Genomic DNA, 24,704 nt, shown 5'->3' on the forward strand with positions numbered 1-24,704 from the left:
CATGGGCCGCCCCTACAGCCAAGACCTCCGCGAACGGGTCGTCGACGCCGCCGAAGCCACCTCCCGTCGGCAGGCGGCGGCTCGCTTCGGGGTCGGTGTGGCCACGGCGATCCGTTGGATGGCCGCGCTCACGGCGACCGGGACGGTGGCGGCTCTCCCCCAGGGACGAGCCCGCCGCTCCAAGCTCGATCCCCATGAGGCCTTCCTGCGAGCCCTGATCGCCGAGACGGATGACATCACCCTGGAGGAGATGCGTGCCCGCCTGCGGGAGGAGCACGACCTCACGGTTGGGCTGGGTACCCTCTGGGCTTTCCTCGACGCGCGCGGCCTGACGTACAAAAAAAGACAGCGCATGCCACGGAGCAGGACCGTCCCGACGTGAAGGCGGCGCGCGAGGCTTGGTTCGAGGGCCAGCCCGACCTCGATCCCACCCGCCTCGTATTCCTCGACGAGACCTGGACCTCGACCAAGATGGCCCGCACCCGCGGACGGTCTCCGCGTGGCGAGCGGCTGCGCTCCCCCGTGCCGCATGGCCATTGGAAGACCACGACCTTCGTCGCGGGCCTGCGCCTGTCCGGGATGGCCGCACCGTTCGTGCTCGACGGGCCGATCAACCGCGACGCCTTCCAGGCTTATGTCGAGCGCGTCCTCGTGCCCGAACTCACCCCCGGCGACATCGTCGTGATGGACACCCTCGGCAGCCACAAAGGACCGGCCGTGCGCGCTGCGATCGAGGCGGCCGGCGCAAGGCTGCTGTTCCTCCCGCCCTACTCGCCGGACTTCAACCCGATCGAGATGGCCTTCTCCAAGCTCAAGGCGCGCCTGCGCAAGGCTGCCGCTCGCACCGTCGAGGGATTGTGGGCGGCCATCGGCAGGCTGATCGACACCATCACGCCAGACGAATGCGCCAACTACTTCGCCGCAGCAGGATATGAACCAGATTAAACCGAAATCGCTCTAGCCTGAGCGGTCCAGCTGCAATCCCCGACGCTGCAGGGAGAGTCGAGAGACCGTGCGGGACCTTCAATCAAACCGGAAACCGAACAGCCCGCTCTTCTCGTCGAGATCGGCCAGCCGAACCGGCAACACGATGTCATCCCGTTTGTGACTTTCGGCCAACGGCAGCCTGTCGAAGATGTCCGAGTTCATCGTCACGATGTACTGCGACCGGACCGAGTTCGCTACTTGGCCGCCCAGGTTGAGCGCCAAGGCGATTTGCCTCTCATCGACGCCGTCGAAGATGTGACTATCGTGGATGAGGAATCTCGGGCCGCGACGCTCCCTCGACGTGAAGAATAGGAGCGCCAAGTCCAGGCAAAAGATTTCGATGCTGGAGATGCCGCCGCCACGATCGCCCTGGATGGTGATGCGAAAGTTGGGACCGGTATCGGCCGCTTCCACGACGAACTCTCCCGATCGGTCGGCGTAGAGAGTCGAGATCACTTTACCAATGAACAGAATCGCTTCGTTCAGGCGGGTCTTCCGGGCCTGATGGTCGGCCTGCAGCCTGAGCCTGAGGCTGGAGCGGTCGATCTCCAGTTGGGTCGATTGCCCCTCAAGTAGCTCTGCCGCCTGGAACCGCTGGCGGAGCGAGGCCGCCTCGGCCTCCAGCGTCGCAAGCTCCTTCTGCAGGAGCAGAAAATCCTCGAAGGCGCCGCCGCCGTCCAGAAAGCGCAGGATCTCCTGCCGCGACGCGTCGAGCGCGCTGGTCTTCGCCTCACCGTCGGCGAGTTCGCGTTCGAACTCCGCGATCTCGGCCTGCAGATGGGTGCGGCGGTTCTCGACGACGGACCGATGGAACAAGTTCACGGCGTCGAAGCGGCGACGGGCCATGTCGGGTAGCTCGATGCCGATGGCGGCGTAGACGCGCTCGACGTCGCCAGTCTCGGGCGCCCGCTCCCGTTCCAGAGCGGTCCTCAGGTAGGCGAGGTTTTCCTTGATGGAGGTTGCGCGGCGCTCGATCCGCAGCATCTCGTTGCGTGCCTCGGCAGCCCTGTCTGACATCTCCCTGTAGGAGTCGACGACCTTGAAGTTCGCCAGGTCGGTCCGGAGCTTCTCGGCCTTCGCCTCGGCGAGGACCAGCTTCGGCCGGAGCTCGGCCACAGTGCCGATGACTTCGCCGAGCGCTCCGCCGCCCTTCGCCACTTTCTTCAGTTCTTCGAGCTGGCGCTCCTTCTCGCGCACGCGCTGTAGCTCGGACGGCACCGTCCAATCCAGGCCTAGCAGGTAGGACAGGTTGACCTGCCAATCCCAGACGAACTGGTTCTCGTAGTGCTTGAAGGGGCTGATGAAGCCGCCCGGGTTCCGACGCACGAAGTAGGACAGCATCGAGCGGAAGCTCGGAGTGAACGGCTCCTCATAGGCTGATCCCTTGAGTTTCGCCGGCAGGCCAAACATCCAATGCCCGAGCGCCTCCTTCCAGACCTCGTTCGAGACGTAGGTGTCGCCCGTGTCCCGGTCCTTCCTCGCCGCCATGCCGAGCCTTTCGGCCTGCGACGGATCGATGAGGATGCGCGCGGGCTCGTTCCCGGACCGCCTAACTGTGACCGGTTCGTCCCCAAGTCGGAACGTCCCCTCGAAGGTGTACTCCTTCAGCTTGGGATGTCGTAGGAGCGACTCTTTGCCCGCCTTCGAGCCCAAGAGGAAGTTGACGACCTCGACCAAGCTCGACTTGCCCGCGCTGTTGCGCGTCTGCTTGTCCCCCGACTCGGGCGCACGGTCCGACAGAAGCACGTTCAGGCCGTCGTGGAAGCGGACGCTCTTGAAGGTCGGAAGGTCGCTCTCGATGGATAGGATCACGACTGTTCCTTGGCCGTCGTGACGACGCCCCCTTCGAACCGGACGGCGAAGATCGCGTTCAGGAACGTCAAAGCCAGCACGAACCAGTCGAAGGTGATGGGTACCGCGTCGGTACGCCCGGCCCTGTCGGCGCGCACCCGCTCCCAGAGTTCGGAGACGGAGCGCGGCTCGTCCAGCTGCGCCAGGATCTCGGCTCCGACGCCGACGAGAGCCCGGCTCTGGCTCAGATGCTTGCTTGGAAGGATCATGCCGCCGCCACCTTCGTGCGATGGTCCTCGAAGATGTCGCAACTTTCAAACAGGTGCGCGAGCAGCGCGACGGCAGCAACCTGCCTGGAGACGGACACGCTGCCGATGCCCGTGATAGCTTCGAACAGGCGATCCATAGTCTCGCCGGGGCCGAGCCCTTCCAGCTTTAGCGCCCGGTAGCGGAGGTTGAACTCAGAGGCCAACCTCTTGCCCGTCTCAGGCACGGGATGGTTGTCGAGATAGTCGGCAACGAATGGCGCGTTCTTCATGCCGCCCGCGATCAATCCGCACCAGCGCGGTGGAAGCCGGTTCGTTTCGAGCTTGTCGACGGGGACCTCCAGCGGGTCGCCGTCCGGCAAGGGGGCGTTGTCGATGCTGACCATTAGGGACGCGACGAGCGCCGCGACCTCCTCCATTTTGAGGTTCTGTCCGTCTTCGGCGGTCGCCGCGGGACCGAGCAGGTCGGAGAGGACGCCCTCGTCAAGCTCAAAAACGCGTGCCTCCAGCCCCGCCGGACCGATTACGCCGATGACGTGCTGAGGATTGGCGGTCTTTAGGGCCTCGACCGCCATCACGAACTCAATTGGGACGCCATTCACGAGATTATGACCGAAGTGCCACTCTTTCATGATGGCGCCCAGGTGCTTGCTCGCTAACGCGTAGTCGTCGTTCAGCTTCTTGACGAGCGTCTTCACGTTGAGGGCGGCGTCCTCGGTCTTGCCGAAGCACTGGAAGACGCAGCCGGTCGATTGAAGGTACCCATCGCAGCCTTTGTCGCCGAGGCTGCCCATGGCTCGCACGCGAAGAAAATCGGCGCCGTGACGTTTCTCCATCACCTTCGAGAAGAAGTCCTGGAACGCGGTCCCAGAGGCGCTCCTGACCAACAGAGCAAGGGAGGTCTGGTACATCCAACGCTGGTAGGATGTCATCGGCATGGGCGACCGCGCGGCTGATTTCGGGGGCGCCGGTCACCCACCCCAGGGGCGGTGCCGTACACACCCGCTGGTGACTGCAGCCGAAGGATACCACGGGTCGACTAACCCGCAACGCGACCGCAGACATCCACGCGAGGTCTGTTGGTGGCGAGTGACATCAGCTCACCGTTGGACGCTAGCGACGTCGAGTGACGTGCTACCAAGCACCATCATATTTCTCTTATGTTCTACATAGCCTGGATGCGGCAGCAGGCATCTCACTATCGTCCTCATCGGTCCAACTTGTACTGTCTTCCTGCTCATCACGGGCATAGCAGCGGACTGCCCGAAAAGGTGCACTCGAAACGCTGAATGATTTGATGTGGACCAGCCTCATCAGACTGCCCACGAGCAGGCATTCCGGATGTCGGCTAAGGGTCAAGAGCGGTGGTTCAGGCCTCACAAGCCAAATGTCGGCTCATGGCGCAACTGAACCCGCAAGCTGCGCAATTGTTGCCTGTGCTTCGGAGGAGCCGAGAGGAGCGCAAGGCTGCCGAGCAAACCGGAGCGGATAGGTCGGCTTTCAAGATATATTCAATTGCGCGCTTATGATATTGGCGAGTGTTTTTGCGTTGATCTTCATTCAAATATCCGGTCATCGAAGTGGCGGCCACCTTAACACTAAAATATTGCTCGTCGCGGACGTGATACGCTGCGAGGGCAGCAATCGCTCTGCCCCTCTTATCGCTTCAGCTTGACAGTGGTGCCAGAAGCGCCCGACCCGAAGGGTGTTGCCCGTTTGTTTTGAAACGGCGCTAGCTTCGTGAGGATGACCGTGTCGGCGTGCGTTTCGACGTCTGCCAGTTCCGAGCCCGCTCGCAAGCGCAAGCTCGACATCGAACAGGCCCTTCAATGGGCCTTCCGTGAAGAGGCGCCGAAGATGCGCCCCGACCAGGCCTTGAGGGGCCCTGTCTTGCCAGCGGTTCATCCGATGTGGCGGGCCGGCGCATTCGGCGGCCGCATCGACAACTGGGCCAACCACGATCCGGGGTTTCCGCTGGCCATGGGCGAGCCGCATCCGGACGCGGTGCTGATCATCAACGCGGTGAAGGGCTGCGATGTCGAGAAGCTCGACCTCTGGGGCTTCCTGATCCCCTACCGGATCGGTGAGAGCTTCGACCAGGTCGGCATCATGGAGAAGGCTCGGCGGGAGACGGTCGCTGTCCTCATCGCGTGCGCCACCTCCCGCACTCGCCCGGACACGAACGACAGGGTGGCGGTTGAGCCGGTCCGCTCCATCACCGGCCAGACCACCGTGTGGGTCCGCGAGGCCCGAGAATACGAGGACGCACAGGGCCAGCCCATCTTCGTCACCCACGATCTGCCGACGAAGCCCATCCGCAAAGGCGTCTATCCAGCCGGCGCCTTCACGAAGATCCGCTTCTGCCCGAGCGCGGCGACTGTCGCCCTCGACCGGGCGAAGTACGCGGCCTGGTGGGCGGCGCTGGAGCACATCACCGAGCTGCTGCAGGTGATGGGCCTCCAGACCATCGAGCTCTCCGGTCCGACCGCGCCACGGATGCCCTGGACCGAAGAGGGCGAGCCCGAGCCAGCTCCGATCGAGATCGTGCCGAGCCTGCTCCCGCCCCGGGAGGTGATCCTGAAGGACCAGCGCGTCGCCGGCCGGCGCCAGCGGCCTCGCCGCCACTCCGAGGTCCGGCAGATCTACCGCCGCGGCGATTCGGAACCGGCCGAGACCGCTTGAGAAAGCGATGTGGTGGAGTCGTATCTAATACTAAGCTATCAGACTCTTTCAGGCGCGTATTTCCCGAAGGTTGGAGTGTTCGGGTCGGCAAAGCACAGTCGTACAACAATTTCTCCGAGCGGCAACACTCGGCGAACCATCGGAAAGTCTGGGCCTGAAGCACTTCGGGCAAAATCCTCTTCCCCTTCAAGTTCGATCAATCCGGCAGCTTCCAAACTCTTCACTGGGCCAACCCACGAGATTGCGGGCATCGACTCGCGCACAATGAAACCAACCCAATGACTGTCAGCTAGAACCCCTTCAATTAGCTTGTTCTCGGCTTCCGTGAATGCTGGATGTGGAAGGCGCCCCCGATAGAACGTCTGCAAGAGATGGAGGTTTGGTTCCGTAAGTACGCTTAAGGCGCGGGCAACCTCCATTCTTTCCATCGCAGATCGATGTGGCTTTCCGAGTTCAGCAACTGCGCGAGCGAGCGCATCGGCCATCCTCGGATTTGTTTCGGTTAAGAGCCGTCGTATCGCAGCATCTGCTGTGGTCTGATGAACCTGATCTTGCTTCAGTCGTTCCCGTGCGTCCTCTTCGAGACGATCGATACGTTCGCCGAGTTGTTCGAAAAAGCGCTCCGTCACGCGAGCATTGGCAAAATCGATCCCCATTTGCCCAAGGTCTAAGGCTAGGCCAGCTAGAGGCACACTGTTAAGCGCGGCCTTGACGATGAGTGTGCCAACCTTCTGCAGAAGTTGCGGCCCGGCCCCCATCGCCTTCGGTTGGGAATCTTCGGACGGAATCAGATCATTGCTCATGCTTATCGTTGTGGCTTGAAGCTGCCGAGAGCGCCATGCGGGCTCCCGTCATATGCCCACTTGCGTACCAACCTTTCCTTGTGGCATATCCCATTCTGCAAAGTTTTCTTCGGCCCCGGCGGACACCCGCTCGGGGCCATTGTCGTTTCGGGCCCTCGCCCGACCGAGAAGATCCTGAAGCTCGCGGGCGTCACCTCGTGCCCCGCGAAGCGATCTTATGACACCGGCCCGTAGCGCTCCGGCAGGATCTGCATCCGAACCGCCCTCAACTCCGGGCTTTCGCCGGCAGATGCCGGACCCGATCTTTGGAATGGTCATCGACATGACGCTCCTGGCCCTGGGCCCTCAATGAGCGCTCACGCCATCGTCACGGCGATCGAGCAAGAGGCCGAAGCCTTCTGCCGTCGGCGCTATCGTGACCAAGCCGAATACCTCGAGGCGAAAGACGCTCACTGCAAGCGCATCCGCGCCCTGGTCTGGCAGCTCCGCCGGCAGATCGGTGTGCCCGAGATGCTGAGCCTCGCCACCGGACGCCGCAGTTATGGCGGACGCTTTTTCGAGGTGGTGGCACGGCGCCCGAGACAGCTCGCCGAGCAATCCGCCTCCCTAAGGCGGTGAATGAAACGGCAAGCCGAGAACAATGGGAAAGGAGCCCTCGGCTCGCCGGCCGCGCCGAGAACGGATACAGCGACGCAGCACAGCTTCGTACGGTGGCGCTGTTTCCCGATCATGTCGGCGTCGAGCCGAGGCGATTTCCACCGTCTTAAGAGACGGTGGAATTGATAGGCAAATTGCTGTTTGCCTAGCGAAATAAATAAGCAAATTCAGAGGCTTAAAGGTGGTTCAGGGCTCGCGTCGCGTGGGCCGCCTGAAGGCCCGGAATAAAATCCAATCGGAGGCCAAGGCCGCCATTGCCACCCGGGCGGTCGCCTACCTGCGCGTCTCCACCGACGAGCAGGCCGCTTCCGGCCACGGCCTCGAAACGCAGGAGCAGGCGGTCCGTGCCTTCGCGCTGAGCCAGGCCTACGACCTGGTCGAGCTGGTCACGGATCCCGGCATCTCGGGCGCGACCCGCCCAGCCGACCGGCCTGGGTTCGCCCGCGTCCTTGATCTGGCGGCCGCTGGCGGCTTCGACGTCCTGCTCGTGGCGAAGATCGACCGGCTGTCCCGAGACATCCGCCATGCACTCACCACGGTCTCGGATCTCGCCGAGCAGCACGAGGTGGCGTTCCGGTCGGTGACGGAGTCGGTGATCGACACGTCGAACCCGATGGGCCGGACCTTCTTCGCGATCTTCGCCGGCATGGCGGAGAACGAGCGATTCGTGATCCGGGACCGCACCGCGGGCGGGCGCATGGCCAAGGCCGCAAAGGGCGGCTTCGCCGGCGGGCAGGCGCCCTACGGCTACACCAAGGACCTGCAGGGCGGCCTCGCCGTCGTCCCGGATCAGGCCCGGGTCGTGAAGCGGATCCATCAGGAGCGGCGCCGGCGGCGGACGCTCCAGGCGATTGCGGACGGCCTGAACGCCGACGGCATCCCGTCGCCGAAGGGCGGTATCTGGCGGGTCTCCACGCTCGCCAAGCTGCTCGACAACCCGAAGCACCGCGGCGTCATCGAATACCTGTTCACCTGGAATGGGTCCGAGACGCACGTCCTTCAGCAGGGCGCGCACACCGCCATCATCGTCTGACCATGCCCCCGCGCATCGCTTTCCGATCCGGCCTCACCGGCTGGGCGATCGAACTCGCTTCCTCGTCCCGGGAAGCTCCGCTCTTCCTCGCCGCCCAGAGCACCCGCATCCGCTGGGTGCCCGCCCGCGACGATGCCGAACTCTTCGCCAGCGCGGCGAAGGCTTGGGACCACGTCTTCGCCGAGCAACTGCCTGTCGCTGTCCGGGTGCGCGCTTGATCAGCCCTGCCGATCGCCTCGCCGACACCTCTCCCGAGCCCGATCCGGTGCTCTCCGGCGAGGAGGCCGAAGCGCTCGCTGAGACTGCGCCGACCGAGGAGGCGCTCGCTGCGATTGCCGCGGCCGAGGCGCGCGAGGTGCGCCGGGCCATGATGCAGAGGCTCCAGCTGTGACGCTCACCGACGCGCAGTTCAAGCGGCTGCCAGCGCTCCTGCAGGACATCGTGGTCGCCGATCGCTGCATGCCGGCGATCCGCAGGATGATCTCTGACCGCGTGCCGTCGATCGGCCAGCTTCGCATTGCGCGAGAGCACCTCCGACGTCGGCAAGAGCTGACCGCTGCGGCGGCTCAGGTCTGGGGCCACCGTCTTTCTGGTGAGGGTCCCGCGCGATGCTGAGCCTCGCCGAATATCGCGTGGCTGACGCCCGCACCGCTTCTCGGAGCATCCCGTGACCTGCTCGACGTCGTTCGCTCTCGGCCGCTGGCGCGGCGCGATGGGAAAGCCGCTGGCCGTACCGCTTGCCGATTCCGTGTGTCGTTCGTCCTACGAGGATGGCCACGAGCGCGGTCGACAGGAGCGTGCCGCCCACGCAGCCGCTCGCCGGACCAAGGGCCGGCGCCGATGAGCCAGCAACTGCCGCGGCCGACGCATCAGGTCACGGGCTCATGTTTCGCGGTTGGCTCTGGCGCTTCGTGCGCAGGCTCGGGCACGGAGGGTTCTGACGATGCTGCGTCCCGTCTTCGCTGCCATGCTCGGCGCCGTCTTCGGCGCGATGAGCGTTGCCGCGGTGCGCGAGCGGCTTGCTGACCAGCTCGTCCAGCCCGTCGAGGCTTGGAGCGTGCTCGCCGTGGCGCTGCTCGCCGGCGCCATCGCCGTGATCATCTTGCCGCTGCGCGAGCCGCGGCGCTGCGGGCATCAGCTATCCTGCTGCGGTGCTCGCCGGCCGGCCCCGCCGACAGGCGGTTCCGGCGTCACGCCCCCGCGGGACGCCGCCGGCCGCTTCACGGCGCGCCGATGCCCCAGACTGTCCGCGTGCTCGACCCGGTGTCGGGCCAATACGTCACCATCACCGTAGGTCACTGACATGGGCTGCCGTTGCTCGGAACGCCGTACCGCCATCGTCCAGGCGACGAAGGCCATCGCGCGCGGTGACGCCCGCGCCGCTGCGGCGCAGGCCGGCTTCGTCGGGCGCACGGCCGCGGAGGACGCGCGCGCCGCCCTCGCCACCCGCATCGCGACGGCGAGGTCCAGGCTCGGCCGATGAGCGGCGGCCTGCTCGTCAGCCTCGACGCCTCGGCGATCCAGCGGCTCGGCAACCAGATCGGTGCGGCCGGGAAGAAGGCGCCTCTGGCGCTGGCCCGGGCCATCAACCACACGGGCGCCAAGGCCAGGACGCGGATGATCCGCGCACTGGTCCCGCAGACGGGCCTGAAGCGCAAGGTCATCGTGAAGGCGCTCCGGGAGAGCAAGGCCTCGGAAGGGGCGCTCACCTACGCCATTCGCTCGCACGGCGGCGATATCCGCCTGAAGCACTTCGGAGCCCGCGAGACCGCGAAGGGCGTGAGCGCCGCGCCCTGGTCCAAGCGTGAGGTCTACGCGGGCACCTTCATGAAGGCCGGCTGGTGGCCGCATCGAGTCGTGAAGCCGAACTGGAACGGCCAGGTCTTCGAACGCCTGAACAGCAAGACCTCGACCGGCATGGACCGCTTCCACGTGGTCCGCTCGGGCCTGTTCATCCCGGAGGAGATGGTGAAGGGCGCCAGCGCCGAGGTCTTCTACTCGATGGCCGCCAGCGATCTGCCCGCCCGCCTCGAGCACGAGCTCGGGAGGGTGATCGGCGGCGCGTGAGGGAGGGTTGGATGGCATCTGGCATGCCAGAGAGGGGGCGAGGGTTGGCATCTGGTATGCCACGGGTCCTTCCCCCAAGATCGACCCTCCGCGGGCGGGAGTGCCCGGGATCTCGCTAGCCACAGCCTCGAAATTCAAGGTCCGCACCTATGGCGATCGGGGTGTCCGGCCGGAAGCTCGCTGAGCTCCTCGGCGTCTCCGAGAAGGCGGTCAGGAAGGCCGAAGAAGCCGGTCGGATCAAAAAGTTAGCCGACGGCAGCTACGACCCGGCACAGGCCCAGCAGGACTGGCACAGGAGCACCGATCCGGCGCGGACCAAGGTGCGGACCTCTGCGGACCAGGGTCCGCACCTTGGTCCGCAGGGTCCGCAGTCCGCAGCGCCGCCCGTCCGCACCGAGGAAGATGCCCGCGCAGCGCTGACGCTGCTCAAGCAGGTCCTGCAGGAGGAAGGCGCCGAGGATGCCGACGGGGGCATCGACTTCGGCAAGGCCCGTACGGCCGACATGATCCTCAAGGCACGCGAACGCGCCATGGGCATCGCGAAGGCCCGCGGCGAGCTCGTCGAGATCGAAGTGGTCGGCGCGGCGGTCGAGAAGGCCTTCAGCCGCTGCCGTGCCCGACTTCTCGCGATCCCGGGCAACCTCGCCCAAGCGCTGACGAACGAGCCGGACCCGCACGTCGTTCGTGATCGCCTCTTCGCTGAGGTCTCCAAAGCCTTGAATGCACTCTCAGCTGATTTCGGCCCTGACCCGGGAGCGGCTGGCGCAACGGCTGGCGCTAGCGGCGCGGAGGGGGCTCCGTCCTCCGCCTAAGCTCAACCTCGTCGAGTGGGCGGAGCAGTTCCGCAAGTTGAGCCCGGAGGCCTCAAGCGTCACGGGCGACTGGCTGACATCGAACGTCGAGATCGCCCGCGGGCCGATGCTGGCCTGGACCGACCCCATCGTCCACACCCTCACCGTGATGGCCTGCACGCAGCTCCTCAAGACGGAGCTGCTCAACAACATCGCGGCCTACCACATCCATCAGGATCCGGCTCCGATCATCCTGATCCAGCCGACGACGAAGCTCGGGGAGTCCTGGTCGAAGGATCGCTTCGACAAGATGCGCCGGGACATGCCGGAGCTCCGCGAGCGGGTGAAGGACCCGCGCTCGCGCGACAGCGGGACCACGATCTCCCACAAGGAGTTCCCCGGCGGCCATCTCACCATCGTCGGAGCCAACAGCCCGGTCGACCTGGCCTCGCGCCCGATCCGGATCGTACTCGCCGACGAGGTCGACAAGTATCCCGCCTCGGCTGGCAAGGAGGGCGATCCGCTCTCCCTTGTCGAGGAACGCTCGGCGACCTTCTGGAACCGGAAGAGCGCCCGGGTGTGCTCGCCGACGATCGAAGGCTCGTCGCGGATCGACCAGGAATACGAGGCGTCCGACAAGCGGAAGCCCTTCGTGGCGTGCCCGGCCTGCGGTCACCTGCAGGTGATGACCTGGGAGCGGGTCCGTTGGGACAAGGATGCGGCGGGCCAGCACCTGCCCGAGACCGCGAAATACCATTGCGAGGCTTGCCCGGAGCCCTTCTCGGAAAAGGACAGGCAGCGGCTCTGCAAGACCGAAGGCGCGATCGTCTGGCGCCAGACGGCGCGGTTCACCTGCTGCGGCATCGAGCAGGAGCCGGAGGCTTGGGACGCTGAAGGCCGTTCTCTCTGCCGGGAATGCGGGGAGCGTTCGCCGTTCGACGGCCACGCCGGCTTCTGGGGGTCCAAGCTCTATAGCCCTTGGGAAGGGCTCGCCGTCATGGCCCGGAAGTGGCTGAAGGCGGTCGGCAAACCGAACCTGCTGAAGACCTTCTACAACACGCAGCTCGGCCTGCCCTTCCAGGACGGCGAGGACGCTCCCGAGTGGCAGCGCCTCTATGACCGCCGCGAGTCCTGGGCACCCGGCACGGTGCCGGACGGCGTCGTCATGATGCTCGGGGCGATCGACGTTCAGGGCGATCGCGTCGAGCTCCATGTCTGGGGCTTCGGGGACAACGCCGAGTCCTGGGCGATCCAGCGCGAGATCAGCTACGGCCGGGCGGACGAGCCCCGGACTTGGGCGCCGATCGAGGCCGCGATGCGCCAGAAATGGCGGCATCCGAGCGGGACCGAGATCGGGCTCGATCGGGTCGCCGTCGACACCGGTGACCAGACGCTCGCCGTCTACACCTGGGTGGCCACCCAGGATCAGGCCTTCGTCTACGCCGTGAAGGGCCGGCCCGGATACGAGCCGAACTCGCCCGTTGCGACGCCGACCTATCAGCCTCTCGGCCAGCGCAAGCGGGCCATCCGGCTGCACGGCGTGTTCGGCGAAGTCTTCAAGGGCGAGCTCTACCGCTTCCTCGGCCTGAACCGGCCGACGGATGAGGAGATCGCCGCGTCCGGGTACCCGTACGGCTACGTCCACGTCCCGGACTACCTGGATTCCGGATGGTGCCAGCAGCTCGTTGCCGAGCAGCGGGTGCGCAGCCGGACGGGCAAGTTCGAGTGGAAGAAGCTGCACGAGCGCAACGAGGCGCTCGATTGCCGGGTCTACGCCCGCGCGATGCTCTGGACCTACGGTGTGGCGGCCTGGTCCCCCGAGCGCTGGCAGGCCGAGCGGGAAGCGCGGCGCCTGAACGTGAGGCCCGGGCAGATGCCCGAGCCGAAACCGCAACACGACCTGGCCGCACGTTTGGCCAAGCTGAACCGCAGGTAGCTCGATGGCGACCATCCTGGTGACGGACGCCACGGCCCTGCGCGCCCAGCAGGAGCAGCAGCTCGTCGACGCCCGGGGCTCCTACCATCGCCTCATGACCGGTGCGCAGACCCTCGAGGCGCGGCACGCGGACGGGCGGATGGTCCGCTGGGACCACACCAACCTCACGGCGCTACGCGCCTACATCAATGGCCTGGAGACCGCGCTGGGCCTTCCGCTCACGTCATGGACCGGGTTCGCCCGGACGCCCGCTCGCCGGATCCTGTTCTGATGGACGGCGCACCGAAAATCCTGGGGCCGGACGGCAACCCGGCACGGCGCGTCGTCGCCGGCGACACGGCCTACGAGGGGGCCTCCTACCGGCATAGCGATCTCGCCCGGTTCTTCCCCTTCAACTATTCGGCCCAGAGCGCCCTCTCGTTCGACCGGGACCTGCTCTCGTCGCGCATCCACGACATGGCGCGCAACGATGGCTGGGCCTCGGGCGGCGTCTCGCGGCTCGTCGACGCGATCATCGGTTCGGGCTGGCGCCTGTCCTCGACCCCGAACGCGCGCACGCTCGGGCTCGACCCGGACGAAGCGGCCGCGCTCGGCGAAATCTTCGAGGGGTTCTGGCAGGACTATGCCACGGACCCTGATTGCTGGTGCGATGCCGGTCGGCGCCTGACGGTCGGCGGCCTCCTGGCGCTCGCCTTCCGGCACTTCGTCTGGGACGGAGAGGCCCTGGGCACCCTGCTCTGGCTGGAGCGGGGCGGCCCGACGGCCACGGCGCTCCGCCTGATCGACCCCGATCGGTTGTCGTCGCCGTCCGGGCGGATCGACGATGAGCGGATGCAGGACGGGGTGGAGCTCGGGCGCTACCAGGAGCCGGTCGCCTATCACATCCGTACCCGTCACCCCGGTGACCTGAAGGCCACCACGACGATCCTGGCCTGGGAGCGGATCGAGCGGGAGACGTCCTGGGGGCGCCGGAAGGTTCTCCACCACTACGAGCCCGACCGCGCCGACCAGTACCGGGGCGTCTCCAAGTTCGCAGCCATCGTGAAGAAGCTGCGGATGCTCGGCCGCTATGATGAAGCGGAGGTCCAGGCCGCCGTTCTGAACGCGCTCCTCGCGGCCTTCGTCGAGAGCCCCTTCGATCATGCCGAGCTCGCCAAATCGATGGGCGGCGGCATGGATCTGACGCAGGCCCAGATCGGCGGAGCCTTGTCCGGCTATCAGGATCAGCGTCTCGCCTATTGGGACGCGGCGCCGATCCAGATGCCCGGCGTGAAGCTGAACTACCTCTTCCCCGGCGAAAAGGTGACCTTCTCGCAGGCAATGCGCCCGAACCCGGGTTTCGAGATGTTCGAGCGCGTGTCGCTGCGCAACATCGCCACTGCCCTGGGCACCACCTACGAGCAGCTCAGCTCCGACTGGAGCCAGGTGAACTACTCGAGCGCACGCGCCGCCTTGATCGAGGTGTGGCGCGGCTTCACCGCCCGCCAAGGCTTCTTCGGCACGGGCTTCCTGATGCCGTGGTACGCGGCGGTGTTGGAGGAGGGCATTCAGACCGGCCGCATCGAGCTCCCCGGCGGTCTCGCCAAGAAGCGGCCGTTCCACCTCCACAAGGCCGCCTACTGCGCGGCCCGGTGGATCGGGCCCGGCAAGGGCTGGGTCGACCCCCTCAAGGAAGCGAGCGCTGCGGCGATGCGCATCGAGAGCGGCTTCTCGACCCTGGAGAAGGAGTGCGCCGAACAGGGTGCCGACTGGCAGGAGGTGCTCCAGCAACGCGCGCGCGAGCGCAAGTTCGCCGCCTCCCTCGGCCTGCCGGACATCCATGTGAAGGCGCCGGGCGCAGCGGCCGAGACCTCGGACGAGGAGTCCGAAGGCGACCGCAAGCCCAAGAAGTCAGCCGGCGCCTGAGCCGACCGGGCTTCGGCCCGCCCACAATCGAGAACCCGACATGTCGAACCCGCTGCTTGCGCGCTTCGCCGGCGAGCCTTCGCTCGTCGCGCCGGAGCGCCGTGACCGCTTCGAGGCCTGCCTCGAAGCCGTGATGGGGATCGAGCACGGTCCCGCCATGCTCCGGGAGGCGGCAGCGGCCGACGACGGCTTCTGGCCGGAGGCGGGCTCGTGGAAGGCCGCCTTCCGCCCTTACGTGGTTGTCGACGGCGTGCTGCAGATCCCCGTGAAGGGCGTCCTGCTCCACGATTTCTCCTTCGCGGTCGGCACGTTCGTAACCGGCTACGTCTACATCCGCCGCGCCTTCGATCGCGGTCTGGCCGATCCCGCGGTGAAGGGCATCGCGCTGATCTGCGACAGCCCGGGCGGCGAGGTCGCCGGCAACTTCGATCTCGTCGACGCGATGTACGCCGCGCGGGGCAAGAAGCCGATCTGGGCCTTCGCGCACGAGGGCGCCTACTCGGCCGCCTACTCGATCGCATCCGTGGCGGACAAGATCTGGGTTTCCCGGACGGGCGGCGTCGGCTCGATCGGCGTCGTCACCTTCCATGTCGACCGCTCGGCCGCCCTGGAGAAGGCCGGTCTCGCCATCACGTTCATCCATGCCGGGAAGCACAAGGTCGACGGGAACAGCGCGCAGCCGCTGCCGGACGAGGTGCGCGCCCGGATCCAGGCCCGCATCGACGGGCTCTACGACGTGTTCGTGTCCACCGTGGCACGCAACCGCAGCCTGAAGGAGAAGGCGGTCCGCGCGACCGAAGCCCTCTGCTTCTCGGCTGACGAGGCGGTCTCGAACAACCTCGCCGACGCGGTCGGTTCGCTCGAGGACGCCGTCTCGGCCTTTCAGGCCGAACTCACCCCCCCTGAAGAACAGGACGAAGAGATGATCACTCCGGAGGCCCACGAGGCAGCCGTCGCCGCCGCGCGCGCCGACGGGGAGAAGACGGGCCGCGAGGCCGGCAAGGCGGATGGCGTCACGAGCGAACGCGCCCGCTGCAAGGCGATCCTCGGCTCCGACCAGGCTAAGGGTCGCGAGGACCTCGCCAGCCACCTCGCCTTCGACACCGACATGGCGGCCGAGGGCGCCGCGGCCGTGCTGGCAAAGGCGCCCAAGAATGCCCCGCAGGCCGAGGGCAACGACTTCGTCGCGGCCATGCGCGGCCAGTCCAACCCCGATCTCGGCACCGGTGGCGCCCACGGCGAACACCAGGGCCCGAGCCTCGCCGACCGCATGCGTGCCCGCCTGGGCATCTCCAAGGCCTGAGGAGGGCCCACCACGATGGCATCCTTGCTCGCCCGTGAGCCGAAGCGGCTCTCCGACGTCCTCCGCTTCTACCACCCCGACTACAGCTACGACGGCGGCACCGTGCCCGCCGGCACCGTGCTCGAGTTCGGCTCCCCGGTCGCCCTGGATGCGTCCGGCAATCCGGTGGCCTGGGTTCCCGGCGCTTCGGACTCCACCGGCACCGTGGTCGGCCTCTCGGCCGTCCATCTCGACGCGCAGGCCACCGCGGTCCGCGTGAACTGGGTCGCCCGCCACGCCGCCGTGGTCCGCAACGGCATCGAGTGGCCGGCCGGAACCACCAGCAACCAGCAGACCGCCGCCCTCGCCGCCCTGAAGGCGCTCGGCATCGTCGCCCGTCAGGGGGAGTAAGGTCACATGGCCACCGTTCTCGACCTCTTCCAGAGCCCGCACTTCGCGGCGCGCGCGCTGACCGATGCGGTCAACGTCGTGCCCAACATGTACCAGCGCCTCGGGCAGCTCGGCGTCTTCCCGGATCGCGCGCTGGCGACCACCTACGTCGAGATCGAGTACCGCAACGGCGTGCTCAATCTCCTCCCGGCGCGCGAGCGCGGCGGCCCGGCCACCCAGGGTGTGCGCAACCGGCGTGAGAAGCGGCTCTTCCTGATCCCGCACATCCCCCACGACGATGCCCTGACGGCCGCAGACCTGCAGAACCGCGTCCGCTACGGCGCGACCGATGCGCTCGCGATCATGCAGGACGCCATGACCGAGAAGCTCTCGGACATGGCGAACAAGCACCACATCACCTGGGAGAACCTTCGGGTCGGCGCCCTCAAGGGCATCATCCTCGATGCCGACGGCTCGGTGATCTACAACCTCTTCAACGAGTTCGGGATCACCCCCAAGACCGTGACGTTCACCTTGTCCGATCCGGCTTTCGACGTCGGCGGCGCCTCACGCTCGGTGAGGGGGTACATGGAGGACAACCTCAAGGGCGACGTCATGTCGGGCGTTCGCGCGCTCTGCTCGCCCGAGTTCTTCCAGGGCTTCATCGCGCATCCGAGCGTGAAGGAAGCCTACAAGTTCTACCAGAATGGCCAGGAGCCGCTGCGCAACGACGTGCGTAAGGGCTTCACTTTCCAGGACATCACCTGGGAGGAGTATCGCGGCTCGGCGTCCTATCTCGCCGGAGACGGATCGAGCACCACGACCCGCTTCATCGATGCCGGCACGGCGCAGTTCTATCCCGAGGGCACGCAGCAGACCTTCGCGACCTACTGGGCCCCTCCGGATTCCATCGACGAGGTGAACCAGGCGCCCGCGCTGGGAACCCCGATCTACGCCAAGCAGGAGCGCATGAAGTTCGACAAGGGCATCGAGATCCACACGGAATCGAACCCGCTGCCGTTCTGCAAGCGGCCCGCCCTTCTCGTGAAGGGCACCTCGGCCTAAGACGGAGAGCGCCATGCACATCCGCATGCTGGCCGATTTCACGTACCCGGTCGACGAGACCGGGAACGTGAAGCGGACCCTCATGGCTGGTCACCAGTACGACGAGCCCGAGGAGATCGCGCTCCGTGCCGTCGAGGAGGGCGCTGCCTTCCCCTACGGCGACGAGCTGCCCGAGTGGGCGAAGGTGCTCGTCGGCCGTCCGGCCGGCGTCCCCTCGCCGGAGTTCGTTCGGCTCGCCGGCGAGATCGAGGCGGCCGCACGCGAGCGGGCGGACCTCGTCCTCGAGCGCGACGCGAACATCGATCTTGCCGCGGCGCGGCTGCGCGAGATCGAAGAGCTTCAGTCCTCGCTCTCGGCTGCCGAGGCCGCCCTGGCTGCGACCCGAGCCGAACTCGAGGCCGCGACGTCGCCGTCCGGCGACGGAAATGCAGCACCTGAGAGCGAGCGGCCGACGGACGGCGAACAGGCAGCTGAGGGCGACACCGCGGGCCGTCGCCGGCGCGCCAGTTGATCCCCATGGCCGGGAACTTCGAAGACGCGATGGCGGCGGCTGACGCCGCCATCGATGCCGCTTTCGGCGAGCCCTTCCTCGTCGAGCCGGTCGCCTCTGCCGCCGCCGACGATGGCGATGTGAACGGCACGGCCAGGGCCGATTTCGGCCGTGCCACGGTGAGGGCGATCATGACCTTCCACGAGGCAGGCCAAGTCTACTTCCCGCAGGCGCGAGCGACTGCGGCGAATACGGCGCAGCGCACGGTCGGGGCGGAACTGAAGGTTTCCGTCATGCGGCACAGCCTGCCCTGGGAGCCACGGCCCAACGATCTCCTTCATCGGCAGAAGACCGGCGTCACCTATCGTGTCGCGAAGGTCGAGCCTGACGACGCCGGCCGCATCTGGATGCCGGTGATCGTGGAGCGGGCCAGATGACGCTCGCACGGGCCGCGCTGCGCCTGGCGACGGTCGGCGCGCTCGCCGGCGTCAAAGGCGCCCGACCGACGCTTGCCGAGAACCGGGTCTTCGACAGCCGCATCGGCGCGATCGATCCGAAGAGCCTGTCCGACGCCAAGCCGATCCTCATCGTCCAGACGGATGGCGACGAGGGCACCCCCACCGACATGAAGGACGGGGTCTCGCCCGCCGGCGGCCCGCCCTTCTGGCGCAACGTCGACCTGGTCATCGAGCTCTCGATGGTCGCCCAGGCCGACGAGGGGCAAGGATTCGCGATCGGCTATCCGGTCACCGACGCGGCCCTCGAGGCGCAGCTCGACTTCCTCGAAGGCCAGATCTGGCTCACGCTGGCCTACGGCGCGACGGCGATCGCCGCCGCCTTCCGGAAGATCGCGAAGATCCACGGCTACGAGAGCCACCGGGCGGCTTCGGACGAGCACGGTGACCGGGTCGCCGCGCGCATCCTCACCCTCAAGTGCCGGGTGCACGACGGCTGCCCCATGCCGCCTCGGGGTGCCACCGGCCTCGACGCCCTTCCCGCACCGCTCTCGACGGTCGCGAAGGCGGTCGCCCCGGGCTCCTATGCCGCGGAAGCCTGCGCGAAATTCGCCGAGGCCCTGGTCGCCGTCGACCGCGCCAAGCCGCCCCTGCCGGCTTTGCGAAGCCTCGGCATGGGCTTCGACTTCGCCCTCTCCGGTGAGGGCGACGGGACGCCCGACGTCTCCGCCGAGCTCGTCCTCAACCCCGGGTAAGCCCTTCCATGCACACCGTCTTCGTGACGCCGCGTCTTCTCGACGACGGCGAGGCCGCCCTCGTGCGCATGCCCGAGCGCGGCTACGCGCCCCTGCCGATCGAGGGCCGCGACGTGCCCCTCGACGAGTACTGGTCCCGCCGCCTGCGCGACGGCGACGTCATCGAGGGCGGCCCGCCCGCCGATGCCCCCGAAGCCCCGGCCCCCAAGGCCGCTCCCTCCGTGTCCCAGGAGCCGTAAGCCATGGCCGCCGGCGTCGCCTTCAACACCATCCCGGGCAATCTGCTCGTCCCCTTCACCTATTTCGAGGTGAATTCCGGTGGCTCGCCCTATCAGGGCCAGTCGCGTCTCCTGCTCATCGGCCAGAAGCTGGCCGGCGGCGCCGCGCCCGCTGGCGTGCCCTACGGCCCGGTCCAGTCCGAGCGCGAGCTGACCGCGCTGGGGGGCGTCGGCTCGATGCTGGTCGGCATGTTCCGCGCCGCGCGCAAGGTCGCCCCCTACCAGCCGATCTGGATCCTGCCGCTCGCCGAGCCGGCCGGCTCGGCCGCCGCGGGCTCGCTGACCGTGAACACGGCGCCGGGGATCACCACCGTCGGCGTCCTGCGCGTCTGCGGCGTCCGCCTGACCATCCAGGTCCTGGCGAGCGACACCGCGGCCACCATCGCGGCCAGCATCGCCTCGGCGGTCAACGCCGCGCTCGTGCCGGTCACGGCCGCCGTCGACGGGACCAATCCGGCCAAGGTGAATCTGACCGCACGCCATGTCGGCACGCTGTCGAACGGCCTCGACGTCTTCCTGCCCGCCAAGGAGGTGAACGGCCTGGTCGGCAGGACGACCATCGTGGCGCTGTCCGGCGGAACCGGCGTGCCCTCGCTGACCACGCCGCTCGCCAACCTCGGTGACGACGAGTTCGACTGGATCGCGCTGCCCTACGCCGACGCCACCTCGCTCGATTCGATGCGCGCCTTCCTGTCGGACGTCTCCGGCCGCTGGTCGCCCTCGAAGCTGCTGTTCGGCCATGCGCTCACGGCCGCCTACGGGAGCCTCTCGACGCTGGTCACGCTCGGTAACAGCCGCAACGACCGCCACGTCTCGATCCTCGGCTCCCAGGCCGCCCCGCCCCCGATCTGGGAGCGCACTGCGCGCCTCGCCGCCCTGGCCGCCGCGCACCTGTCGGATGCACCGGAGCTGTCCCGGCCGCTGCAGACCCTGGAGCTCGTCGGCGACCTGCCGCCCGACGATCGCTCCCTCTGGTGGTCCTCCGCCGATCGCCAGGCGCTCTACGTCGACGGCATCTCGGCCACCCGCGTCACCCCGGACGGCGTCGTCCTCGCGGACCGCATCCTCACCACCGAGCAGGTCGACGCCAACGGCGTGCCCGATGCCACTTTCCGGGACATCGAGACCCTGGCGCAGATGATGTTCGCGGTGCGCTTCTTCCGCGCCGCCGTCTCGGCCAACCACGCCCGCCAGGCCCTCGTCGACGACAACCCGGCCGGCCTGCCGGAGCTCACCACGGAGAACGCGGTGAAGATGACCCTCATCCACGCCTACCAGGCGCTGGTGAACCTCGGCGTCCTCGAGAAGGCCGACCTCTTCGCCCAGTTCGTGGTGGTCCGGCGCGACCCGAACGATGCGAGCCGGCTGAACGCCTACCTGCCGGTGGACGTGGTCAACCAGCTGCGCGTCTTCGCCGGCAACGTGACCACCTACCTCCAGTACCAGGCCGCCTGAGGCCTCTCCGTCCCTTCCCTTCACGACACCCCGCCCGGTCCTGAGAGGGCCGGCGGAGGCGGAGGCCTGCCATGAGCTCCGATTGCTGCGATTCCTTCGGCGGTCGCATCACCATCACCGCCGGGAGCGAGAAGCTCGTCGCCCGCGGCGAGATCACGCTCGACATCTCCGACCGGGAGGTCTCGGCGGAATCGAACCAGGACGGTTCGACCTACTACACCACGAAGATGATGCCGGTCGGGGGCGACTGCTCGTTCACCGAGACGTGCTCCGGCTCCTGGCCCGACCGGATGAAGAACTGCAAGGTCAACATCACGATCGTCGAGGAGGATCACGGCCGCCAGCACCTGTTCACGGGCACGCGTCTGATCGGCCGGCCGAAGTACAACACCTCGTCCGGCGAGATCTCCAACGTCACCTGGGCCGGCGGCACCTACAAGCGCATCATCTCCTGACCCGTGCTCAAGCCTGCGAAATTTTCGCGGGCCTCGTCGGCGCGCCGGATTCCCCGGTGCAGCCGTGAGAGCATCCGGACTGCCCATCCCCGCGCGCCGCCCAGCCCGTCCTCCAGCCTGAAGCAGGATCCATGGCCAAGACCGTCACCGTCGACCTGGAACGCCCGATCGAGGGCCACGAGGGCGCGATCCACAAGGTTGTCCTGCGCGAGCCGAAATGGCGGGACATCATGCCGATCGGCCAGCCCTTCACCATGCACTTCCCGAAGGGGGCCTCGCCGGTTCTGGTGGAGGATCACGAAGCTCTGGCGCGCTACGCAGAGCTCCTGGTGGTCGAGCCCAAGGAAAGCTCCCTCCTCGACCAGCTCGGTGTTGCGGACACCTTCAAGATCCGGAACCAGATCATCGGTTTTTTCCTCGAACCCGCCGCGGCGAGCGGGGCCTCGAAGACGTCGCAGCAGACTTCGTCTTCGAGCTCGGATGGTCCCCCCTCGACGTCCAGGGCCTGACCATCAACGAGATGCTCTGGTGGTACCGCCAGACCATCAAGCGATCCAAGAAACCGCGACGATGAGAGGCTGAGCCGTGGCCGGACGCATCATCGAAGCGAAGGCCGTCATCAGCGGCGAGGACCGCCTCTCCAAGGTCATCGAGGGGATCGACAAGCGGCTGAAAAGCCTGGGAAAGGGCGTCAAGGTCTCGGCGGACGTCGAGCGCCTGAACCAGTCCCTGGCCAACACCCGGCGGCAGCTCGAGGCGATTGACCGCATCAACGCCGCCCAGTCGAAGCTCTCCTCGGCGCGTCTCGGCCTCAACGGCGCCCAGCAGCGCGCCGATCGGCTCGCGCTCGAACTGGCGGCCGCCCGGAAAGTCCAGGACGCCAAGGCGGTCACGGAGCTGACGGCCCAGAGCAAGGTCGCGCAGCGCGCCGTGAATGCGGCCACGGCAGCGGTCGAACGCCAGGCGGCTGAACTCGGGAAGGCCCGGCGCGCCTTCGCCGAGTTCGGGGTGCCGGTCGAGAACCTGGTTGCGCACGAGCGCGCGCTGAAGGCCTCGGTCGAGCAGACGACGGCTGCCCTCCACCGACAGGCGGCCGAGCAGCGCAACCTGCGGGACGTCGCGTCCCAGACGCTCGCCAAGCAGCAGGCCGCGGAGCGGCGCCAGCACGAGATCGGCAAGCTCGGGGTCGGCCACGCGCTCGCCTATGGCGCCGCCGGCTATGTCGGCGTGCACAGCGTGGCCCACGGTATCGGCGACACCATCCACGCCGGCGCTCGCTACCAGCACGAGGTCGTCGCCCTGCAGAATGCCGGACGCACGCCGGAAGAGATGCGCGAGATCGAGCACGCCTCGCTCGCTGCGACCGCCGCGGTGCCGACGGCGACCTACGAGGAGAACCTCAAGGTCATCAACGAGACGACGGGCGCCTTCGGTTCGCTCCACCACGCGATCGAGAACCTGCCGTTCATGCAGAAATCGGCCTTCGCGCTGAAGATGAGCGCGGGCGACAAGGTGATGGATGGCCCGGGCGAGCTCGGCAACAAGCTGGCCCGATTCTTCGAGATGCGCGGGACCGCCGGGAACACGCCGGTGTTCCAGCGCGAGGCCGGCGAGATGATGCGCGCGATGATCTTCACGCGCGGCAACTTCAACCCGGGCGAGATGGTCAACTTCGCCCAGCAGGCGAAGGCCTCGCTGCCGCTCTACTCCGAGCGGTTCATGTCGAAGATCGTGCCGTCCCTGGTGACGGAATTCGGCGGCGACCGGGCCGGTACCGGCGCGAACGCCTTCCGCAACGTCATCATGGGCAAGGCCAACGACAAGAAGCAGGCCGAGGAATGGGTCAATCTCGGCCTCCTCGACAAGAACATGGCCATCATGAAGGGCGGCCACGCCGTCTCGTGGAAGGCAGGCGCGGTCAAGGACACGAACACCGCCCTGACCGATCCGCTCGAATGGGCGGAGAAGACGCTGATCCCAGCCCTGAGGAAGAAGGGCGTCGACGTCGACGACAAGCTCGAGCTGTCCAAGGCCCTCGGGACGCTCTTCCGCAACTCTAACTCGAACATGTTCGCGGAGGCGCTCTCGCAGAAGCTGTCCCGGCAGCGGCTGCACAAGGACGAGGACAGCATCAACAAGGCGGGCACGCTGGACGAGGTGTACCAGCGGAACCTGGGCAAGGATCCGACCGCCACGGTGAAGGCGGTCACCGCCGCACTGGAGAACCTGGCGAGCGCCGCCTCTTCCCCCGCCATGGAGACCGCGGCCGGCCTCCTGAACACGCTGGCCGAGCGGCTGAATGCGATCGCCAACGTGGCCAAGGAGCACCCGGCCGCTGCGCTCGCGGGCGGGACGGCCGTCGCAGGCGCCGGTCTCGCCGGTGCGGGCTGGATGTCCTACCAGTTGCTGAACGGGTTCGGCCTGGGCAAGTCGGCCGCTGCCCTCGACGTCTCGGCGGGGCTCCTGAACGAGGCTGCAGTCGCGCTCGGCGCACAGGGCGCGGGCCCGAAGGCGGCTGCCGCGGCGGCGGGCGCTGGTGCCGGGGCAGGACGAGCCGGGACCATGCTCCCCCTTCTCGCCGGTGCGGGCCTGCCGCTGGCGGGTGCCGCCGCCCTCACCGCGGTGCTGGTCTACGGCTCCGACGAGACGAAGGGCATCGTGCATGGCGGACGTCCCGACATCTCCGTGAATCCGTCCGACGAGTTGCCGGGCCTGCCCGCGGCCGAGGCGCAGGCGCCGGCGGCGGGCGGCTCCAAGATCGTCGCCTGGTGGCGATCGCGGATGCCGACCTGGATGGGCGGAGACCCTTCCACGCCGCTTCCGGTCGAGATCAAAGCGATGCCGGAAAACGGTGGGGCCTTGTCCGGCCCGAAGATGCCGGGCTCCGGCTCCGACGAGGCAGGCGGCAATTCGGCTGACGGGAAGAGCCCGATCACGGCGGAGGTGAAGACGCTGCCGCCCCTCTCCGGAGAGGTGACGGGCCAGGCGAGCCTGACCGGCAACATCACGGTCGAGCCCTCGCAGTGGTTCACCACGAAGATCACCGGGCTGGAAAACCAGGTGATGCAGCTCTCCGGCAAGGTCTCCTCGCTCGTCTCGAACGGGCCGGGCTCGACCGGCAAATCCTCGCCCGACGCCGGCCGCGGCGGCCGGGACTGATC

28 protein-coding genes are annotated in these 24,704 nt (G+C 67.4%); 23 read left to right on the forward strand and 5 right to left on the reverse strand.

Annotated elements, in window-relative coordinates; all coding sequences use genetic code 11:
* The first annotated feature begins 1 nt into the window (after position 1).
* Positions 2 to 945, forward strand: a protein-coding gene (locus MMB17_RS07370) for an IS630 family transposase (protein ID WP_241101614.1) whose coding sequence is annotated in 2 segments (ribosomal slippage) — positions 2 to 338 and positions 338 to 945 — 945 coding nt in all. Because the reading frame shifts where the segments join, the coding sequence is not laid out codon by codon here.
* Between the two features lie 78 nt (positions 946 to 1,023).
* Here MMB17_RS07370 and MMB17_RS07375 read toward each other — a convergent pair.
* Genes MMB17_RS07375 through MMB17_RS07385 form a run of 3 tightly spaced genes read right to left on the reverse strand, consistent with a single transcriptional unit; the run spans position 1,024 to position 3,982 of the window.
* Positions 1,024 to 2,799: an ABC-three component system protein gene (locus MMB17_RS07375; RefSeq protein ID WP_241101615.1), complete on the reverse strand. Its 1,776-nt coding sequence runs from the start codon at positions 2,797 to 2,799 to the stop codon at positions 1,024 to 1,026.
* The gene (locus MMB17_RS07380) at positions 2,796 to 3,047 is read right to left on the reverse strand and encodes an ABC-three component system middle component 6 (RefSeq protein WP_241101616.1); all 252 of its coding nucleotides are present in this window, start codon (positions 3,045 to 3,047) and stop codon (positions 2,796 to 2,798) included. Before MMB17_RS07380 ends, MMB17_RS07375 begins: the two co-directional genes overlap by 4 nt.
* Positions 3,044 to 3,982: an ABC-three component system protein gene (locus MMB17_RS07385; RefSeq protein ID WP_241101617.1), complete on the reverse strand. Its 939-nt coding sequence runs from the start codon at positions 3,980 to 3,982 to the stop codon at positions 3,044 to 3,046. The genes MMB17_RS07380 and MMB17_RS07385 overlap by 4 nt, the downstream gene beginning before the upstream one ends.
* Positions 3,983 to 4,934: 952 nt before the next feature.
* Between MMB17_RS07385 and MMB17_RS07390 the strand changes: the two genes are divergently transcribed.
* Positions 4,935 to 5,726 carry a hypothetical protein gene (locus MMB17_RS07390; protein ID WP_241101618.1) on the forward strand — a complete coding sequence of 264 codons (792 nt, stop codon included), beginning with the start codon at positions 4,935 to 4,937 and terminating at the stop codon, positions 5,724 to 5,726.
* A 38-nt stretch (positions 5,727 to 5,764) separates the two neighbouring features.
* Here MMB17_RS07390 and MMB17_RS07395 read toward each other — a convergent pair whose 3' ends face one another.
* Positions 5,765 to 6,529 carry a hypothetical protein gene (locus MMB17_RS07395; RefSeq protein ID WP_241101619.1) on the reverse strand — a complete coding sequence of 255 codons (765 nt, stop codon included), beginning with the start codon at positions 6,527 to 6,529 and terminating at the stop codon, positions 5,765 to 5,767.
* 348 nt (positions 6,530 to 6,877) lie between these two features.
* Between MMB17_RS07395 and MMB17_RS07400 the strand changes: the two genes are divergently transcribed.
* The 5 genes from MMB17_RS07400 (at position 6,878) to MMB17_RS07420 (ending at position 8,834) form a co-directional block, all read left to right on the forward strand.
* Positions 6,878 to 7,147: a hypothetical protein gene (locus MMB17_RS07400; RefSeq protein WP_241101620.1), complete on the forward strand. Its 270-nt coding sequence runs from the start codon at positions 6,878 to 6,880 to the stop codon at positions 7,145 to 7,147.
* A 241-nt stretch (positions 7,148 to 7,388) separates the two neighbouring features.
* Complete coding sequence (locus MMB17_RS07405; protein WP_241101621.1) at positions 7,389 to 8,219, forward strand: recombinase family protein; 831 nt, start codon at positions 7,389 to 7,391, stop codon at positions 8,217 to 8,219.
* Positions 8,220 to 8,221: 2 nt separating this feature from the next.
* Complete coding sequence (locus MMB17_RS07410) at positions 8,222 to 8,437, forward strand: hypothetical protein (protein WP_241101622.1); 216 nt, start codon at positions 8,222 to 8,224, stop codon at positions 8,435 to 8,437.
* On the forward strand, positions 8,434 to 8,610 hold the full coding sequence (locus MMB17_RS07415) for a hypothetical protein (RefSeq protein ID WP_241101623.1): 177 nt from the start codon (positions 8,434 to 8,436) through the stop codon (positions 8,608 to 8,610). The genes MMB17_RS07410 and MMB17_RS07415 overlap by 4 nt, the downstream gene beginning before the upstream one ends.
* Complete coding sequence (locus tag MMB17_RS07420) at positions 8,607 to 8,834, forward strand: hypothetical protein (protein WP_241101624.1); 228 nt, start codon at positions 8,607 to 8,609, stop codon at positions 8,832 to 8,834. Before MMB17_RS07415 ends, MMB17_RS07420 begins: the two co-directional genes overlap by 4 nt.
* Positions 8,835 to 9,093: 259 nt before the next feature.
* Here the strand turns inward: MMB17_RS07420 and MMB17_RS07425 are convergent, their stop codons facing one another.
* Complete coding sequence (locus MMB17_RS07425; RefSeq protein WP_241101625.1) at positions 9,094 to 9,354, reverse strand: hypothetical protein; 261 nt, start codon at positions 9,352 to 9,354, stop codon at positions 9,094 to 9,096.
* A gap of 344 nt (positions 9,355 to 9,698) precedes the next feature.
* On the opposite strand from MMB17_RS07425, the gene MMB17_RS07430 reads away from it, so the two are divergent.
* From MMB17_RS07430 to MMB17_RS07505, 16 genes are all read left to right on the forward strand, one after another.
* Complete coding sequence (locus tag MMB17_RS07430) at positions 9,699 to 10,286, forward strand: phage tail protein (RefSeq protein ID WP_241101626.1); 588 nt, start codon at positions 9,699 to 9,701, stop codon at positions 10,284 to 10,286.
* A gap of 149 nt (positions 10,287 to 10,435) precedes the next feature.
* Positions 10,436 to 11,098, forward strand: coding sequence for a hypothetical protein (locus MMB17_RS07435; RefSeq protein ID WP_241101627.1), 663 nt, complete (start codon positions 10,436 to 10,438; stop codon positions 11,096 to 11,098).
* Complete coding sequence (locus MMB17_RS07440) at positions 11,007 to 13,013, forward strand: phage terminase large subunit family protein (protein ID WP_241101628.1); 2,007 nt, start codon at positions 11,007 to 11,009, stop codon at positions 13,011 to 13,013. Before MMB17_RS07435 ends, MMB17_RS07440 begins: the two co-directional genes overlap by 92 nt.
* Positions 13,014 to 13,017: 4 nt before the next feature.
* On the forward strand, positions 13,018 to 13,284 hold the full coding sequence (gene gpW / locus MMB17_RS07445) for a gpW family protein (protein WP_241101629.1): 267 nt from the start codon (positions 13,018 to 13,020) through the stop codon (positions 13,282 to 13,284).
* A complete protein-coding gene (locus MMB17_RS07450; RefSeq protein WP_241101630.1) occupies positions 13,284 to 14,918 on the forward strand; it encodes a phage portal protein in 1,635 nt (544 codons plus the stop codon). Before gpW ends, MMB17_RS07450 begins: the two co-directional genes overlap by 1 nt.
* A gap of 40 nt (positions 14,919 to 14,958) precedes the next feature.
* On the forward strand, positions 14,959 to 16,221 hold the full coding sequence (locus MMB17_RS07455; RefSeq protein WP_241101631.1) for a S49 family peptidase: 1,263 nt from the start codon (positions 14,959 to 14,961) through the stop codon (positions 16,219 to 16,221).
* A 15-nt stretch (positions 16,222 to 16,236) separates the two neighbouring features.
* Positions 16,237 to 16,611 carry a head decoration protein gene (locus MMB17_RS07460; RefSeq protein ID WP_241101632.1) on the forward strand — a complete coding sequence of 125 codons (375 nt, stop codon included), beginning with the start codon at positions 16,237 to 16,239 and terminating at the stop codon, positions 16,609 to 16,611.
* Positions 16,612 to 16,617: 6 nt separating this feature from the next.
* Positions 16,618 to 17,655 carry a major capsid protein gene (locus MMB17_RS07465; RefSeq protein ID WP_241101633.1) on the forward strand — a complete coding sequence of 346 codons (1,038 nt, stop codon included), beginning with the start codon at positions 16,618 to 16,620 and terminating at the stop codon, positions 17,653 to 17,655.
* A 13-nt stretch (positions 17,656 to 17,668) separates the two neighbouring features.
* Positions 17,669 to 18,166 carry a hypothetical protein gene (locus MMB17_RS07470; protein ID WP_241101634.1) on the forward strand — a complete coding sequence of 166 codons (498 nt, stop codon included), beginning with the start codon at positions 17,669 to 17,671 and terminating at the stop codon, positions 18,164 to 18,166.
* 5 nt (positions 18,167 to 18,171) lie between these two features.
* Positions 18,172 to 18,582, forward strand: coding sequence for a hypothetical protein (locus MMB17_RS07475; RefSeq protein WP_241101635.1), 411 nt, complete (start codon positions 18,172 to 18,174; stop codon positions 18,580 to 18,582).
* Positions 18,579 to 19,355 carry a hypothetical protein gene (locus tag MMB17_RS07480; RefSeq protein WP_238311740.1) on the forward strand — a complete coding sequence of 259 codons (777 nt, stop codon included), beginning with the start codon at positions 18,579 to 18,581 and terminating at the stop codon, positions 19,353 to 19,355. Before MMB17_RS07475 ends, MMB17_RS07480 begins: the two co-directional genes overlap by 4 nt.
* Before the next feature lie 8 nt (positions 19,356 to 19,363).
* Positions 19,364 to 19,594, forward strand: a complete 231-nt coding sequence (locus MMB17_RS07485; RefSeq protein ID WP_238311739.1) for a DUF2635 domain-containing protein — start codon at positions 19,364 to 19,366, stop codon at positions 19,592 to 19,594.
* Positions 19,595 to 19,597: 3 nt separating this feature from the next.
* Positions 19,598 to 21,088, forward strand: a complete 1,491-nt coding sequence (locus tag MMB17_RS07490) for a phage tail sheath subtilisin-like domain-containing protein (RefSeq protein WP_241101636.1) — start codon at positions 19,598 to 19,600, stop codon at positions 21,086 to 21,088.
* A gap of 71 nt (positions 21,089 to 21,159) precedes the next feature.
* Positions 21,160 to 21,543 carry a phage tail tube protein gene (locus tag MMB17_RS07495; RefSeq protein WP_241101637.1) on the forward strand — a complete coding sequence of 128 codons (384 nt, stop codon included), beginning with the start codon at positions 21,160 to 21,162 and terminating at the stop codon, positions 21,541 to 21,543.
* A gap of 131 nt (positions 21,544 to 21,674) precedes the next feature.
* Positions 21,675 to 22,052, forward strand: a complete 378-nt coding sequence (locus tag MMB17_RS07500; RefSeq protein WP_238311736.1) for a hypothetical protein — start codon at positions 21,675 to 21,677, stop codon at positions 22,050 to 22,052.
* 76 nt (positions 22,053 to 22,128) lie between these two features.
* Entirely contained in the window at positions 22,129 to 24,702 is a 2,574-nt protein-coding gene (locus MMB17_RS07505; protein WP_241101638.1) for a phage tail tape measure protein, read from the forward strand.
* Positions 24,703 to 24,704 lie beyond the last annotated feature (2 nt).

It is taken from the genome of Methylobacterium organophilum (assembly GCF_022533465.1).
GTDB classification, from domain to species: domain Bacteria; phylum Pseudomonadota; class Alphaproteobacteria; order Rhizobiales; family Beijerinckiaceae; genus Methylobacterium; species Methylobacterium organophilum.